The following is a 15300-nucleotide window of genomic DNA, read 5'->3' as shown; positions in this document are numbered from 1 at the left end:
CCCGCTGGGGGTCGGCGAGAAGATCCGCAACGCCCTTCGGCAGGCGGGCGACAGCCCCCTGACTTGGTCGCGACGTCCCGCACGATGCGTGTTTCCCGCGACGTCACGCAGGGGTGCCGAGCGGCGGGTGCTCCAGCACGCGTGGCTTGTACTCGAGCAGCTGGATGCGGCCGTCGAAGGTGCGGTGCTCGATCATCTCGAGGGCGACGTCCGGGTAGCCGTCGTAGATGCGTTCTTCGCCCGTGGCGCCGGTGATCACCGGGAACAGCCCGACCCGGAAGCGGTCGACGAGTCCGGCTCGCAGCAGGGACCGGCACAGGCTGAGGCTGCCGATCGTGCTGAGGAGCCCCGAGCCGTTCTCCTTCATGGCGCGGACCGCCTCGACGGCGTCGTCGCGGACGAGCGTGGAGTTCGCCCACGTCAGTGGCTCCTCGAGCGAGGAGGAGAACACCACCTTGGACGCTCGCGTGAGCTCGTCGACGGACGCCTCTTCTTCGGGCCTGAACTCGTTCTGGCCCTTCGGCACCTCGCCGGCGGCGAAGCCCGACATCAGGCGGTAGGTGTTCGCTCCCATCAGGTAGGTGGCCTCGGGCTGCTCGCCGAGCCATGCGAGGTACTCCGGGCCCTCGAGGCCCCAGAACCCGGGCCATCCCTCTCCCGATGCGTAGCCGTCGAGGGAGGTGATGAAGTCGACGAGAAGCTCCGACATGGCCGGGTCCTTTCCTCGGGTGTCACAGCTTTGACCGGCCGGCAGCTACGAACTCATCGGCCGTTCAGTGGCTGACGAGGAACCCATGACGCCTGCAGCCGATCGTCCCTGCTCTCCCGCGCCCAGCGCGCTGCGCTGAGCTGACCGATGCCCACCGGCCCACCCGACCCGTCGCCGCCCGTCGAGGCCGACCTCGGGCCCAGCCACGACACGATCACCGCCGGACTACTCGACCTGACCTGGCAGTTCCTCACCCACGCCGCCCCTGCAGTCCGCGCTGAACTCGGCCAGTTCCTCGCCGACCCCGCTGCTAGAGGCTCGCGGGCTCGTCAAGTCCTTCGGCGCCAACCGCGTTCTGCGCGGCGTCGACGTGGCGGTGCCCGCAGGGTCGGTCACGTGCCTCATCGGGCCGTCCGGATCGGGCAAGACGACGGTGCTGCGCAGTCTCAACGGGCTGGAGACACCGGAGGCCGGCACGGTGCGGATCGGGGACGTCGAGCTCGACTGGGCGACCCGGCCCCAGGCCCGCGCGGTTTCCCGGCTGCGAGGCCAGAGCGGAATGGTCTTCCAGGCTCACAACCTGTTCCCACACCTCACCGTGCTGGACAACGTGACCTCCGGGCCGGTGTTCGCACAGGGCCGGCCGCGCGCGGAGGCGCAGGAGGAGGCTCGGGTCCTGCTGGCCCGCGTGGGTCCGGCCGACAAGGCGGACGCCTACCCGGTGCAGCTCTCGGGTGGGCAGCAGCAGCGCGTCGGCATCGCCCGCGCGCTGGCGACCCGGCCGGAGGGGGTGCTGTTCGACGAGCCGACCAGTGCCCTGGACCCCGAGCTGGTCGGCGAGGTGCTGCAGGTGATGCAGTCGCTGGCCGCCGAGGGCTGGACGATGGTCGTGGTGACCCACGAGATGCGGTTCGCCCGGCAGGTGGCCGACCAGGTGCTCTTCCTCGACGGCGGCGTGGTGGTGGAACAGGGCCCGCCCGCGGAGCTGCTCGTCGAACCGCGCGAGCCCCGCACCCGGCAGTTCCTCCAGCGCCTGCTCGACCCCCTCTAGGCCGGCGGGATGCGCGGTGGTTTCGCCCACGTCATCCCGGGAGAACTCAGACCACGCCTCGTTCTTGCATCCGCCGCCTCGGGGCGGTGAAGCTCGAGGGACGTCGTGGTGCTGGATACGCCGACTCAGCACCCATTACCCGGTCAGCCGTAGACGTCGGCGCGGTGCGAGATGCGCACGACTCCGACGAGGACCTCGTCGTCGTGGATGGAGTAGATCACGCGGTACTGGCCTCTCCGCGCGGACCAGTAGCCCTCGAGCTCGAAGCGCAACGGCTTGCCGACGCGGTACGGGTCCGTGGCGAGCGGCCCGTACAGGAAGTCGACGACCGCCACGGCCACCGGCTCGGGCAGGTCCCGCTCGATGGCCCGCTTGGCCGCTGCCGAGAGGACGACGGTGTAGGTGTGCGGACCAGTCACCGGCGGCGGGCGGCGAGGGCGGCGCGCACGTCGGCTTCGTCGAAGACCTTGCCGGCGGCCATCTCCTCCTCGGCCCGCCTGATCTCCGTGCCGGCTCGGGGATCGGACAGGAGCTCCAGGGTCTCCATCAGGGACTCGTAGTCCTCGACGGCGAGGATGACGGCCACCGGGCTGCCGTTCTTCGTGACGGTGACGCGCTCGTGCGTGCCGGCGACTTCGTCGATCACCCGACTGAAGTGCGCCTTGACCATCGCCAGAGACTGAACCGACATGACCTCAATTCTGGTCAATGAGCCAGTCTCGGTCAAGAGGTCGGCAGGAGACCTCGAGGCGACTCTGCGCGGATGAGACCTCGCAGCAGATGGATCGACGACCGTCGTGGTCCAGTCACCGGCTGGGACGTGGAAACCCGGCCGGCGCTGCGGCCACGCGGTGCATCATCGGCCACCTTCCTGGGTTCCGGTGTGTCGCCATGCTGGGGCTGGCAGCGCCGGCGGGCGGAGGTAGCGCAAGCTACTGCTCGCCATCCCCATACCGTTGCTCCCCGGGTCGGGGTGGGATACCGGCCCGCGGCCGGAGTGAACCCAGCCATATGGCCGTCACCGCCATGGCCGTCGGTGACGTCGGCTTGGCCTTGTCCGGGCGCGCCGCAGGGGGCGGGAGCGGGCTCCGGATGGGGCATGTCGACGACGGCGAGGACATCGGGGCTGCCGAAGCGGGTGATGCCCACGGCTCCCATGGCGGTGACGCCCGGGCCCAGTGCTGGCAGTGTCGTCGGGCCGGCCGCGATGCGGGGGTGCTCCCGGTCAGATCGACGGATCGTCAGCCAGGCAGGGAAGCGTCGGTGCAGCGAAGAGTCAGAGCCACCGGGGTGACCCCGATGGCTCTGATCCTGAGTGTCAGGCGGCCGTCACTGTCGGACGCGTTCCGGTACCTGCGGGTCGGTTGCTGCACGGTGCCGTAGCGCATCTCCTGAGTTCGGACGAGTGCTCCACAGCGCCCAAGCGATGAAGAGCACCTGGAACGGCAGGCGCAGCCATGCGTAGACGCCGTCCGGTTGGCCGTCCACGTCGACGCCGGCTACGGCGACGTAGACGTTGGCAGGGAACACCGCGACGAGGTAGGCGGCCAGCGCGATCCCGGCACGCCACCTCCACGGCTGCGGAAGCAGCAGAGCCAGTCCCAGGACGACTTCGGCGATGCCGGTGACGAAGATCAGGAGCTCGGCAGCGGGCACCCAGGCCGGCAGGTGCTGGAGGAACGGCAGGGGCCGGACGAGGTGGCTGATCCCGGCGACGACCATGGCGATGGCCATCCCGATCCGCGCGGCCTGTCTGAGCGACACAGTGCGCCGGGCCGCCTGCGCAGCAAGGGCGATCAGCGTGCCGATCGCCAGGACGACGAGAAAGATCATCTCGGTCTCCTTCGTGGTGGGGAGGACCGGCCCTGTTGACCGAGTCCGGAGGGGAGATCCCGCGGTCGTCGTGCACCGGCGACCGGATCGGGAGGTGAGGGCCACCGCGGCCGGTCGCCCGGCGGTGGCAGATCGACGCCGGTGGTCACGGCGTGCGGGGCGTCGAGGCGGCCGGCCCCATCAGGCGGGCGACCGCGTCGTCCCAGGAGACCGGGAGCGCGGTGCCGGGAGCCGTCCAGGTGATGAAGCGCGTCGGATACATGTGCGGGCGGAGCTCGGCCATCACCGCCACGTGCGGCATCTCCCGCACGAAGGCGGCCAGGGCGTCGTCGTCGCTCCAGGCCGACAGCGTCCAGAACGTCTTCGCGAGCGGTTGCGCCCGCAGGCTGTAGCCGACCAGGCCGTCCGTCCGCTCCAGTTGCCGGACGACGGAAACGGTCAGGCCCATGAACCAGGGAACTCTGGACATCGACCGCAGGGGCAGTCGGCTCGCCATGACGAGGTACTCGGCGTCCGGCGCCGGGGTGAGCACCTTCCGCCACGGAATGGTGGGCATGTCGGGCCTCCGTCTGTCGCTCAGGTGGATCAACCGGCTAACTCGACGCTAGGCCGCGGCCGGCGCCCGACGTACCGGTGAAAATGCCGGGATCCGAGGTGGGCGGCTCAGGCGAACCGCTGGGCGGCGAGCTCTGATCGAGAGCTGATCCCCAGCTTGTTGAAGACGTTGCGCAGGTGGAAATCGACGGTCCGGGGGCTGAGGAACAGTTGCTCGGCCACCGCACGAGTCGGCAGCCCGCTCGCCACGAAGCGGGCAACTTGTACTTCCTGGGGCGTGAGCCGGAGACGGGCCGACGGGTCACGCCGCTGCAGGGTCTGCCCGCATGCGCGGAGTTCGGAACGCGTGCGCTCGGCCCAGGCCGTCGCGTCCAGACCGTCGAAGAGATCCAGGGCGGTCCCCAGGAGCGGGCGCGCATCGACCCGACGTCGGGACCGGCGCAGGGCCTCGCCGTAGGCAAGGGCGGCCCGTGCCCGCTCGAACGGGCGACGCGCCTGCTCCTGGTGTCGCAGCGCCTCCGCGAAGTGATCCCAGGCCACGGGGCCCTCGGAGAGCAGGGCGCGGCAGTGCGCAGCGGTCGCCAGAGCCCACGGAGCTCCGGTCGCGGTGGCGAGGACCTCCACGCCCTGGAGCCAGTGCTGGGCCCGCTGCCGGTGTCCGGACTGCACGGCGGCCTCGACCCGGTCGAGCGCGGCCATGGCCGTGACCACCGGATGATCCAGGTCCTCCAGCAGGAGGAACGCGGATGCCGGCCGACCGCAGATCAGCATGTCCGTCGCCCGAGCCCAGCGGAGAATCTCCAGGATCGGTGCGCGGAAGACCCCGAGGGCGTAGGTCTGGGCCAGCGACTCGCACCGATGGGCGAAGTCGCCGGCTTCCCCGCGCGCTCCGCGAAGCGAGGCCAGCAGGGTGAGCCAGGCGAGGGGCAGAGCGGACAGCTCGGGCTGGCCGGTCCCTCGGGCGAGCTGCACGGCCTCGGCCGCCCCGGCAGCCGCAGCGGTCCATCGCCCCTGCAGCAGCTGCGCCTGCACCAGCCGCGGCAGAGCGAACAGCAGTTCAGCGGCCTTGCCGGTGGCACGGGACCGCGCCACCGCGTCGGCACTCAACCGCAGGGCGGCGTCGTCGTCTCCCACGTAGAAGGCGTGTTGAGCGGCGGCCACCAGCATGTCCGCGTCCGCACGCTCCTCCGCGGTCCGGATGGTGGCGGCGATCCGCTGGACGGCATCGCCCGCGTCGCCCTCCAGGAACGCGAGAAAACCTGCCAGCAGGTCGGCGGACGAGGAGTCGCGGGCGTCGGCCGGAGGGTCGAGGCCGGACGTCACCCGCCGGATCTCCGCACCCTCGCCCTGCGCCCGGGCCAGCCACGCGGACTCGGCCGCGGCGCCCAGCATTCGCCGTGCCGCCGGACTGTCGATCGGCGCCACGTCGCGCGCCGCCTCCATCAGGATGTGACGTGCCGCCGCGGGAGAGCCCACGCTGAACTCGATCCAGCCCCGCAGGCGACCGATGTCCGCACGGAGCAGCGGCTCGACAGCCAGCGGCCGGGCGGCCTCCAGCAGGCGCGCGGCGTGACGCAGGTGGCCCGCCATCCACGTGTACTCGGCAGCCGAGTGCAGACGGCGGCAGCGAGCCGTACCGTCCGCGGTCAGGTCGGCGGCACGTTCCATGGCGGCCCCGGCTGCCTCGAAGCCGCCTCGACTGCAGGCCCGTGCCGCGGCCTGCTCCAACTCGCCGACGACGGCCTCGTCCGGTTCCAGGGCGGAAGCGGCGGCGTGCCACGCCCGCCGATCGACGTCCCCGGCCTCGTCCGCGGCGGAACGCAGCGCCAGGTGCACGCGTCGGCGCTCGCCCGCGGTCACCGAGTGGTAGACGGCCGACCGGACCAGCGGATGAGGAAAGACCACGTTCCTCCGGGAGACGGCGACGAGTCCGCTTCGTTCGGCGAGCTCCAGCGCGTCGCTGTGCAGACCGAGCGTGTGCGCCGCGGCGAGGACGCGCGTGAGGTCGCCGCTGTCCTCCGCCGCGGCGACGAGGAGGAGCGTCCGGGCCTCGTCCGGGAGCCGGTGCACCCGCTCGGCGTAGAGGCGCTCGACCGTGCGCGGCAGCGGAAGGGGGGCCGGCAGTGGTCGGAGACCTGCCAGATGCTCCGGCGACAGGACCGACGGCAGCTCGCTCAGCGCCAGCGGGTTCCCGCCCGTCCATTCCACGAGCCGCCCACACACCTCCCGGTCGACCCCGGCGCCCGTGCGCTCAGTGAGGAGGGCGACCGCCGCGTCGACATCGACGCCCTCTACCTGGAGCTCCGGGAGATCGCTCACGGGGAACGGGCGCAGGTCGGGGTCGCGCACGGCGAGCAGCACGCCGATGGCCTCGGCTCCGAGCCGGCGGGCGACGAAGAGCAGCGTGGCGGCCGACGCCGGATCCAGCCACTGTGCGTCGTCGACGAGGCAGACGACGGGGCACTCCTCAGCCGACGCGGCGAGGACACCGAGCACGGCCAGCGCGACGAGGAAACGGTCCGCCGCGGCGCCGCCGTCGGGTCCCTTCTCCAGCCCGAGTGCGATCCGTAGTGCCCGCCGCTGGTGCCCGGGCAGGTGCTCGACGTGCCCGAGGACCGGGGAAAGAAGCTGGTGCAGGGCCGCATAGGCCAGTTCGACCTCCGACTCGACGCCGCGGGCGCGGAGCACTCGGACGTCGGCAACGCCGCGAACCGCGTCGTCGAGCAATGCCGACTTGCCGATTCCGGCCGGTCCTCGCAGGACCAGGACCCCACTGCCGCCGGTGCACACGGCGTCGATGACCGACGCGAGCCTGTCTCGCTCCGCTTGCCGGCCGTGCAGTCCCACGCGGCGCACGTCGCCGATCGCCACCGTGCGAGCGTTGCAGCGCCGCGGACTCTTCGGAACCGGGTTCGCACCTCACCTCGGAACACGGGCTCACAGGCACGGTGAGGCATGTGGATGCCTGAGCCCGGACCGAGGTAGCTCTCAGGACAGGCTGTGGTGGGTGTCGGCGAAGTTGACTCCTGCGGCACTCACCTCGTAGACCTGCTGGCCGTCTTGGACGGGGTCGGGGAGGTCGACGACGTCGAGGCCCCCGGGGCCGTCGAAGCGGGTGATCGGCACGGCTCGCACGCAGGTGAGGCCAGGACCAGGGGCGGAGGTGCTGGCCGGTCCGGCGCGGAGCGGCCGTCTCGACGCCGTGCACTCGGCCCTTCGGGATCTCGAGGCGTAGCCGCGCATCCGCGCCGCAGGCGTTCGTCCGTGCCGGACACCTGCAGGCCCGCTCGTGCAGGCGAGGGCCCGGCGCGCGGATGCCCCGGCCCGCGCGGAGCGGGCCGGGGCACCCGGAGGGGAGTGACTACCGCAGGTCGAAGCGGTCGAGTTCCATGACCTTCACCCAGGCGGCGGCGAAGTCCCGCACGAACTTCTCCTGGGCATCGTCGGCCGAGTACACCTCCACGATGCCGCGCAGGATGGAGTTCGAGTTGAACACCAGGTCGGCCGCGGTCGCCGTGCGGACGACGGTGCCGTCGGCGTCCAGGCCCTCGTAGACGCCCTCCGTGTCGACCGAGGTGCGCCACTGGACACCCAGGTCGAGCAGGTTGCGGAAGAAGTCCTGCGAGAGCACGCCCGGCCGGTCGGTGAAGACCCCGTGCCGCACGCCGCCGGTGTTGGCGCCGAGCACGCGGAGCCCGCCGACCAGGACCGTCATCTCCCGGGCGGTCAGCTCGAGCATGTACGCGCGGTCGACGAGCATCGTCTCGGGCGCGAGCTTGCTGCCCGGCGCGATCCAGTTGCGGAAGCCGTCGGCCCGCGGCTCGAGCCAGCGGAAGTTCTCGACGTCGGTCTGCTCCTGGGAGGCGTCGGTGCGACCGGGCGAGAACGGCACGGTCACCGGCACGCCGGCGTCGGCCGCGGCCTTCTCCACCGCCGCGGTGCCACCGAGGACGATCAGGTCGGCGAGCGAGACCCGCTTGCCGGTCCCCGACTCGAACTCGCCCTTCACGCGCTCCAGGACCGGCAGCACGTCCCGGACGCCCTCGTTGACCGCCCAGCCGATCTGCGGCTCCAGCCGCAGCCGCGCGCCGTTGGCCCCGCCGCGCTTGTCCGTGCCGCGGAACGACGCGGCGGCCGACCAGGCGGTGTGCACCAGCTGCGGGACGCTCAGGCCGGAGGAGAGCAGGCGCTGCTTGAGGTCGGCGACCTCGGCCTCGCCCACGAGCTCGTGGTCGACGGCCGGGACCGGGTCCTGCCAGATGAGTTCCTCACCCGGCACGTCCGGGCCGAGGTAGCGGCTCTTCGGCCCCATGTCGCGGTGCAGGAGCTTGAACCACGCCCGTGCGTACTGGTCGGCGAAGTACTCCGGGTCGCTGTAGAAGCGCTCCGAGATCGCCCGGAACCCGGGGTCGGCCATGAGCGCGAGGTCGGTCGTCGCCATCATCGGCGGGTTCTTCTTGCCCTCGACGTGCGCGTCGGGGACGAGCTCCTGCGCCTCGGGGTTCTTCGGCTTCCACTGCTTGGCACCGGCAGGGCTCTCGGTGAGCTCCCACTCGTAGCTGAAGAGCATCTCGAAGTAGGTGTTGTCCCACGTCGTCGGCGTCGGGGTCCAGGCACCCTCGAGACCGCTGGTGATGGTGTCGGGGCCCTTGCCCGTGCCGTGCTGGCTGATCCACCCCAGGCCGTTGCCGTGTACCGGGCAACCCTCCGGCTCCGGGCCGATGAGCTCCGGGTTCCCCGCCCCGTGCGTCTTGCCGAACGTGTGCCCGCCGGCGATCAGCGCGACGGTCTCCTCGTCGGTCATCCCCATCCGGTTGAAGGTCACGCGGATGTCGTGGGCGGAGGCGAGCGGGTCGGGCCGGCCCTGCGGGCCCTCCGGGTTGACGTAGATCAGGCCCATGGTGACGGCGGCGAGGTGGCCCTCGTCGAGGTCGAGCGGGACGTCCCCGGCGTAGCGCTCGTCACCCAGCCAGGTGTCCTCCGGACCCCAGAACACCTCCTCGGGCTGCCAGGTGTCCTCGCGACCGAAGGCGAACCCGAAGGTCTTCAGGCCCATGTCGTCGTGCGCGACGTTGCCGGCGAGCACCAGCAGGTCGGCCCAGGAGAGCTTGCGGCCGTACTTCTGCTTGATCGGCAGCAGCAGGCGCCGTGCCTTGTCCAGGTTGGCGTTGTCCGGCCAGCTGTTGAGCGGGGCGAAGCGCTGCGCGCCCTGGCCGCCGCCGCCCCGGCCGTCGGCGATGCGGTAGGTGCCGGCCGCGTGCCACGACATGCGGATGAACAGGGGGCCGTAGTGGCCCCAGTCGGCCGGCCACCAGTCCTGCGAGGTCCGCATCACCTCGACGACGTCGCGCTTGAGCTCCTCGACGTCGAGCTCCGCGAACTCGGCCCGGTAGTCGAAGTCCTCGCCGAGCGGGTCGGAGTCCTTCGACGGCTTGTTCAGCACCGACAGGTCGACCTGGTTCGGCCACCAGTCCCGGTTGCTGCGGGGCCGCTGGTCGGTGGACGCGGTCGGCGAGGGGATCGCCGGGTTCTCGCTCTCGCTGGTGCTCTCGGTCGCGGCCTTGCCGGCCTCGGTCTTGTCGTTCTCGCTCACGGCGTGCCTCTCTGTGCTGTGGAACCGTCGGAGTCGGAGGGAGCCGGGGCCGTCGCGCAGGACCGGCACCGACCCCAGTAGATGACCTCGGCCTCGTCGACGAGGAAGTCGACGTCGCCGGGGGGAGTGAGGCAGGGTGCCTCCGCCGTGGCGCAGTCGACGTCGCTGATCGAGCCGCAGGACCGGCAGACCAGGTGGTGGTGGTTGTCGCCGACCCGTGCCTCGTAGCGCGCGACGGAGCCCTGCGGCTGGATGCGCCGCACCAGACCCCGGTCGGTGAGGACGCGCAGCACGTCGTACACCGCCTGGTGCGACACCGCGTCCAGGCGGGCGCGGGCGGCGCCGATCAGTGCCTCGGTGTCGACGTGCGGATGCGCGTGGACGGCGTCCAGCACGGCCAGGCGCGGGCGGGTGACCCGCAAACCCGCTTCCCGCAGCACGCGCTCGAGGTCCGCGACGTCCGGCACGGCCCCATCGTCGGGGCTTCCCTTGAACCAGTCAAGATCCGACCCGCTGCGGTCACGAGCCCGGGTCGGTGACCTGCAGGGACCCAGGGGCGATCAGGTGTCCGGGCCTGACGGTCCCCGCCGGTCGGGACCGTCCACACGTCCTCCGCCGGGGAGCGGCCGGCCCCGTCGATGAGGCGACCCCTGACGGCCGTCGACCTCAGCGCGCCGCGTGGACGAGCCGGCCACCGATCCACGTCGAGCGGACGGGGATGTCGACGATCTCGCTGGGTGGCACCTGGAACGGGTCACGGCCGAGCTCGACGAAGTCCGCGAGCTTGCCCGGAGCCAGGGTGCCCTTCACGCGCTCCTCGCCCGCGGCGTACGCGGCTCCGCTCGTGTACAGGCTGAACGCCTCGTGCACGGTGATCCGCTGGCTCAGCCCGATGGCGGTCCCGTCCAGCGCGCGCCGTTCGGCGCAGCTGGTGATCGCGGCCAGCGGCTCGTACGGCCCGCACGGGTAGTCGCTGGAGCCGGCGACGGGGATGCCGGCGTCGAGCAGCGTCCGATGGGCGAACATGCGCTCGAGCCGGTCCCGTCCGTAGTAGCCGACCAGCTTGTCGCCGTGGAACCGGGCGTAGGAACCGAACGGGACGACGACGAGCCCGAGCGCGCGGATGCGGCCGACGATGTCGGCGTCGACCAGCGAGCAGTGCTCGATGCGGTGCCGTCGACGCGGTGCCCCGGACGCACGAGCCCGCTCGTGGGCGTCGAGCAGCTTGCGGATGGCGCGGTCACCGTTGGCGTGCACGGCGAGGACGACGCCGTCGCCGGCCACCCGCTCGACCAGGTCCCGGAGGTCGGCGTCGTCGATGGTCTGCATGCCGTGGTCGTCGGTGCCCTCGAACGGCTCGTCCACCAGGCAGTTCCCGCCGGCGCAGGCGCCGTCGACGAACGCCTTGACCCCGAGCAGACGCAGGTGCTCATCCCCGAAGCCGCTGTGCAGACCGAGCGCGGCGATGCGGTCGTAGTGCGGGAAGGCCACCAGCATCGCCACGCGCAGGGTCAGCTGCCCGCTGCGGGCGGCCTCGGACAGCAGGGCGACGTCGTCGGGCCCGCACAGCGCGTCCACCATCGAGGTGATCCCGGCCGCGTGGAACAGCTGCTGGGCACGGGTGAGTCCGCGCAGACGGGCGGCGGGCGTCGAGGGAGGGACGACGGTCCTGCCCCGCGCCAGCGACGGGTACGAGATGTCGAACAGCGCCTGCTCGTACACGACGCCGTTGAGCTCACCGGAGGCGTTCCGGCCCAGCACGCCGCCCGGCGGGTCCGTGCTGGCATCGGCGAGTCCGGCGGCCGCCAGCCCGGCGGAGTTGAGCACCCCCCAGTGCGCGGCCACGTGGGTCAGCAGCACCGGGTGGTCGGGGACGGCGCGGTCGAGGAACTCGCGGTCCACGACCCGGCCGCCGGTGGTCTTGGTGTGGTCGTAGCGCGACCCGACGACCCAGTGCCCCTCGTCGATGGCGGCGGCCTCGTCGCGGAGCAGTCGGACGAGCACGTCCTCGTCTGTGGCGACCTCCGGTGAGCAGTTGACGTGCAGCAGGTTCTCCGCGGTCATGCTCGGGTGGGCGTGCGCGTCGTTGAAGCCCGGGACGAGGACGCCGTCGACCTCGATCGTGCGGTCGGGGCGGAACCTCCCGCGCAGCTCACGGGGGTCGCCGACGGCTGCCACCCGATCGTCGAGCAGGACCAGCGCCTCCACCGGCGGACCGGCGAGCGTGTGGATCCGGTCGGCGACCACGAGCGTCCAGGTGCCCGGTCCGGCGGCCGGCACGGCCGCGTTCATGCGGGGGCCCGGCGCACGCTCGGGACGTCGGCGCTGCGGAGGGGATCGACGGGGGTCGCCTGCATGCCGGGGCTCCCTGTGCATAGTGGTCGAGATCGAGCAGTTCCGGGTCCTGCGCCGGTGCCACCGCCACCTGTCCCGACGACGGGACGGGTCGCGTTGGGCTGAGGTGAGTCCTACTACAGCCGGTGGCGAGCAGCAGCGGAGTCGACGCCGGCCGCGCTCACCTCGTGGAGCTGCTGACCGTCGCCGTGGACGGGGTCGGGGGAGCTCGCCTGGCGCGTCGCCGGGCAGCGTCGCCGGGGAGGCGACGACGTCGATCCGGCACGCAGGACCCTGCCGGGTGTGGGATGACGCGATGACGCCCGAAGAGACCGTGCGGGCCTTCCACCGGGCCGTGGGTCTCCGCGACGGCTCCGCACTCGATCTCGTCGCCGAGGACCTCGTCCAGCACGCGGCAGGGCCGCAAGGCCGCGACGGCCTGCGACAGACCCTCGCGACGCTCGACCACGACCTCGACCACCCGACGGCGACGATCCACCGGATCGTGGCTCAGGACGATCTCGTCGTCGTGCACCTCACGGTGCACGGGCGCCATGTGGCTTCGACGATGCCGCTGCTCGCCGGGCTGACCCCGACCGGGAGCGACGTCGCGTGGGACTTCATCCACATCTGGCGGGTCGCGGACGGTTCGATCGTCGAGCACTGGGCCTGTCGCGACGATGTCGGACTCCTCGCACAGGTCGGAGGCTGGCCGCCGTCCCGCTGGTCCGGAACACGGGTCTGCTCCGTTCCGCACCCGGGCGCCTCCACGACGCCATGACCTCGACGGCGATCAGTTCTCGCAGCGGTCCCGGTCCGTACCCACAGGGACCGAGCGCTCCGGAGGAGAACGAGATGACCGCGACCTACACGTTCGACGTCTTCTCCAGCCTCGACGGCTACGGCGCCGCCAGCGCCGACTGGACCGGCTACTGGGGCAAGCAGGGTCCCGAACTGCTCGACCACCGTCTCGACCTCTTCGGCGAGGAGCAGCGGATGGTCTTCGGGGCCACCACGTTCCGGCAGTTCGTGCAGATGCTGGCCTCGAGCACCGAGGAGTCCGAGGTGCGTGACCCGTGGGTCACCCGGATGACGAGCATGCCCGCGACGGTGGTGTCGACGACGCTGCACGAGCCCCTCGACTGGCCGGACGCGACCGTCGTGAGCGGGAACGCCGTCGACGTCGTGGCCCGGCTCAAGGAGGAGTCGGAGGTGCCGTTGCGCTCGCACGGCAGCCTGTCGATGAACCGGGCGCTGATGGCCGCCGGTCTGGTCGACCGCGTCGCGGTGACGATCTTCCCCGTCATCACCGGTCGGACCGGGGTGGACCCGATCTTCCGGGGCGCGGCCGACTTCGACCTCGAGCTGCTCGAGAGCCGGACGCTCGACGGCCACGTCCAGGAGCTCGTCTACCGACCCACCCTCCACTGACCTCGCGGGTACGACGACGACCCACGTGAGGCCACGTCGTGCTCCCCGGGGCTCGTCCCACGCCGCTCGACGCACGCGCCACCGACCAGGGTCAGACGGTGGCGCGCACCGTGAACAGGCGCGCGAGGTGGTCGAGCACCGGTTGGGCCGCGGCGGGCTGGCCGCGGAAGCCGACGTACCCGTCCGGCCGCACCAGGTAGAGCGACTCGGCCGCGGCTCCGTAGCGGTGGTGGGCGTCCCGGTCCGGGTCGAGCAGCACGTCCACGCCGTCCAGCCCACGAGGCCTGCGCTCGGCCGGCACCACCACGCAGGCGCGGACGTCGTCCCCCAGTGCAGCGCGCACCGCTCGGGCGGTGGCGGCCAGCCGCTCGTAGCCGGCGTCGGTGGCGGCCGGGCCGTCGAACAGCAGCAGCGTGAGATGGGTGCCCCGGAAGAGGTCGAACAGCCGCGTCGGCGCCCCGGTGTCGCCGTCGCGGCCGGTGGCGTCGGGGGCGCGGTCGCCGGCACGCGGGCCGCGCCGGAAACTGACGTGGTCGACCGGGCCGGCCGCCTCGCCGTCGCGGTTCAGGCCCACCGTGCCGACCTCCCCGACCAGCGAGCTGTCCCGGTAGCCGACGCCGAGCTCGGCCACGCTGTCGAGGATCGCGTTCTGGACCACGGGGAGCCGCAGGGCCGGGACGAGGACCCGGTCCCGCAGGAGGGTCATCACGGGGTGGGGGGAGAAGACGGCGCTGTGGCCGAGGTCGCTGCCCGTCAGCACCGACCGGGCGACCGGCATCCGCTCCTCCTGGTACGAGTCCAGGAGGCGGTCGTCGGCCTTCCTCCGCACCACGGCGTCGAGCTTCCAGCCGAGGTTGTAGGCGTCCTGGATGCCGGTGTTCATGCCCTGGCCCCCCGCTGGGCTGTGCACGTGGGCGGCGTCGCCGGCCAGGAGCACCCGACCCGCCCGGTAGCGGTCGACGATGGCGACGCGGGGGCTGAAGTCCGAGAGCCACGTGGCGTCGCTCAGCCGCACCTGCGCGAACCCCCGCTCGGCGAAGAGCCGCTGGAACAGCTCCAGGGACGCCGTCTCGACGGTGCCGGAGGCGTCGGGGCGCACGTTGGCCTGCACCTGCCAGGTGCCGCTCCCGTCGAGGGGGTCGGCGGCGAGGTACCGGTCGTCGTCGAACCAGGCGAACGACCAGCCGTCGGCCGGCAGTCCCTCGATCCGCACGTCGGCCAGCACGAAGTGCTCCGGGTGGCTGTCGCCGCGCATGGGGATGCCGGTCAGTCCCCGCACTCGACTGCCGCCGCCGTCACAGCCGACCAGGTGGGCGGCCCGGATCCGCTCGACCGCTCCGGTGGAGCGGTCGGTCACGGTGGCGGTGACGCCGTCGTCGTCCTGCTCGAGGTCGACCAGCTCCCGGCCGAGCTCGACGTCGCCGCCGAGTGCCACCAGCCGGTCCCTCAGCACCTGCTCCGTCCGCCACTGCGGCAGGACGAGGAGGTTCGGGTACGGGACGCCCGGCTTGGGGGGCCGCGCGGGCAGGTCCAGGTCCAACGCGAGCCGTCCGCCCGAGTACAGGTGCAGCCGGTGGGAGCTGCGGCCGGCGGCCAGGGCGGCGTCGGCGATCCCCAGGTCGTCGAAGACCTCGAGGCTGCGCGGCTGCAGGCCCTTGCCCCGGGACCGGGTGTGGTGGGTGGGAGCCCGGTCGACGACCCGGCAGTCGACGCCGCGGCGGCGCAGGTCGCAGGCCAGCGTGAGACCGGTCGGGCCGGCGCCGACGACGAGGACGTCCGTGCTGGTGCTCATGG

General features: G+C 72.3%; 14 protein-coding genes. 3 read left to right on the top strand and 11 right to left on the bottom strand.

Annotation, left to right across the window (positions count from 1 at the left end; translation table 11 throughout):
- Window positions 1–103: 103 nt before the first annotated feature.
- Window positions 104–709, bottom strand: a complete 606-nt coding sequence (locus tag ABQ292_RS02040) for a dihydrofolate reductase family protein (RefSeq protein ID WP_369202728.1) — start codon at window positions 707–709, stop codon at window positions 104–106.
- 265 nt (window positions 710–974) lie between these two features.
- Between ABQ292_RS02040 and ABQ292_RS02035 the strand changes: the two genes are divergently transcribed.
- Window positions 975–1760: an amino acid ABC transporter ATP-binding protein gene (locus ABQ292_RS02035; RefSeq protein ID WP_438940556.1), complete on the top strand. Its 786-nt coding sequence runs from the start codon at window positions 975–977 to the stop codon at window positions 1758–1760.
- 143 nt (window positions 1761–1903) lie between these two features.
- Here ABQ292_RS02035 and ABQ292_RS02030 read toward each other — a convergent pair whose 3' ends face one another.
- The 9 genes from ABQ292_RS02030 to ABQ292_RS01990 form a co-directional block, all read right to left on the bottom strand.
- Window positions 1904–2179 carry a type II toxin-antitoxin system RelE family toxin gene (locus ABQ292_RS02030; RefSeq protein ID WP_369202726.1) on the bottom strand — a complete coding sequence of 92 codons (276 nt, stop codon included), beginning with the start codon at window positions 2177–2179 and terminating at the stop codon, window positions 1904–1906.
- Window positions 2176–2451, bottom strand: coding sequence for a type II toxin-antitoxin system Phd/YefM family antitoxin (locus ABQ292_RS02025; protein ID WP_369202724.1), 276 nt, complete (start codon window positions 2449–2451; stop codon window positions 2176–2178). Before ABQ292_RS02025 ends, ABQ292_RS02030 begins: the two co-directional genes overlap by 4 nt.
- 638 nt (window positions 2452–3089) lie before the next feature.
- A complete protein-coding gene (locus ABQ292_RS02020) occupies window positions 3090–3593 on the bottom strand; it encodes a DoxX family protein (protein WP_369202722.1) in 504 nt (167 codons plus the stop codon).
- Window positions 3594–3738: 145 nt separating this feature from the next.
- A complete protein-coding gene (locus ABQ292_RS02015) occupies window positions 3739–4149 on the bottom strand; it encodes a hypothetical protein (protein ID WP_369202720.1) in 411 nt (136 codons plus the stop codon).
- 107 nt (window positions 4150–4256) lie between these two features.
- On the bottom strand, window positions 4257–7019 hold the full coding sequence (locus ABQ292_RS02010; RefSeq protein ID WP_369202718.1) for an AAA family ATPase: 2763 nt from the start codon (window positions 7017–7019) through the stop codon (window positions 4257–4259).
- Window positions 7020–7136: 117 nt separating this feature from the next.
- Window positions 7137–7283 carry a Zn-dependent oxidoreductase gene (locus ABQ292_RS02005; protein ID WP_369202716.1) on the bottom strand — a complete coding sequence of 49 codons (147 nt, stop codon included), beginning with the start codon at window positions 7281–7283 and terminating at the stop codon, window positions 7137–7139.
- Window positions 7284–7509: 226 nt separating this feature from the next.
- Window positions 7510–9741: a catalase/peroxidase HPI gene (gene katG, locus ABQ292_RS02000; RefSeq protein WP_369202714.1), complete on the bottom strand. Its 2232-nt coding sequence runs from the start codon at window positions 9739–9741 to the stop codon at window positions 7510–7512.
- Complete coding sequence (locus tag ABQ292_RS01995; RefSeq protein WP_369202712.1) at window positions 9738–10208, bottom strand: Fur family transcriptional regulator; 471 nt, start codon at window positions 10206–10208, stop codon at window positions 9738–9740. Before ABQ292_RS01995 ends, katG begins: the two co-directional genes overlap by 4 nt.
- A gap of 199 nt (window positions 10209–10407) precedes the next feature.
- Window positions 10408–12033, bottom strand: coding sequence for an amidohydrolase (locus tag ABQ292_RS01990; protein WP_369202710.1), 1626 nt, complete (start codon window positions 12031–12033; stop codon window positions 10408–10410).
- A gap of 358 nt (window positions 12034–12391) precedes the next feature.
- On the opposite strand from ABQ292_RS01990, the gene ABQ292_RS01985 reads away from it, so the two are divergent.
- Together ABQ292_RS01985 and ABQ292_RS01980 are read left to right on the top strand one after the other, a co-directional pair.
- On the top strand, window positions 12392–12856 hold the full coding sequence (locus ABQ292_RS01985; RefSeq protein ID WP_369202708.1) for an ester cyclase: 465 nt from the start codon (window positions 12392–12394) through the stop codon (window positions 12854–12856).
- A gap of 74 nt (window positions 12857–12930) precedes the next feature.
- Complete coding sequence (locus ABQ292_RS01980) at window positions 12931–13506, top strand: dihydrofolate reductase family protein (RefSeq protein ID WP_369202706.1); 576 nt, start codon at window positions 12931–12933, stop codon at window positions 13504–13506.
- A gap of 91 nt (window positions 13507–13597) precedes the next feature.
- Here ABQ292_RS01980 and ABQ292_RS01975 read toward each other — a convergent pair whose 3' ends face one another.
- Complete coding sequence (locus ABQ292_RS01975; protein ID WP_369202704.1) at window positions 13598–15298, bottom strand: FAD-dependent monooxygenase; 1701 nt, start codon at window positions 15296–15298, stop codon at window positions 13598–13600.
- Window positions 15299–15300: the final 2 nt, after the last annotated feature.

Origin of the sequence: Geodermatophilus maliterrae, assembly GCF_041018925.1 — a bacterium.
Taxonomy (GTDB): Bacteria; Actinomycetota; Actinomycetes; order Mycobacteriales; family Geodermatophilaceae; genus Geodermatophilus; species Geodermatophilus maliterrae.
The sequence above is the reverse complement of the archived record's forward strand: the minus strand, read 5'-3'. Positions and strand labels throughout refer to the sequence as shown.

Coding starts and splice junctions, on each gene's coding strand:
- ABQ292_RS02040 (WP_369202728.1), bottom strand. CDS start 709: ATGTCGGAGCTTCTCGTCGACTTCATCACCTCCCTCGACGGCTACGCA.
- ABQ292_RS02025 (WP_369202724.1), bottom strand. CDS start 2,451: ATGTCGGTTCAGTCTCTGGCGATGGTCAAGGCGCACTTCAGTCGGGTG.
- ABQ292_RS02020 (WP_369202722.1), bottom strand. CDS start 3,593: ATGATCTTTCTCGTCGTCCTGGCGATCGGCACGCTGATCGCCCTTGCT.
- ABQ292_RS02015 (WP_369202720.1), bottom strand. CDS start 4,149: ATGCCCACCATTCCGTGGCGGAAGGTGCTCACCCCGGCGCCGGACGCC.
- ABQ292_RS01990 (WP_369202710.1), bottom strand. CDS start 12,033: ATGAACGCGGCCGTGCCGGCCGCCGGACCGGGCACCTGGACGCTCGTG.
- ABQ292_RS01985 (WP_369202708.1), top strand. CDS start 12,392: ATGACGCCCGAAGAGACCGTGCGGGCCTTCCACCGGGCCGTGGGTCTC.
- ABQ292_RS01980 (WP_369202706.1), top strand. CDS start 12,931: ATGACCGCGACCTACACGTTCGACGTCTTCTCCAGCCTCGACGGCTAC.
- ABQ292_RS01975 (WP_369202704.1), bottom strand. CDS start 15,298: ATGAGCACCAGCACGGACGTCCTCGTCGTCGGCGCCGGCCCGACCGGT.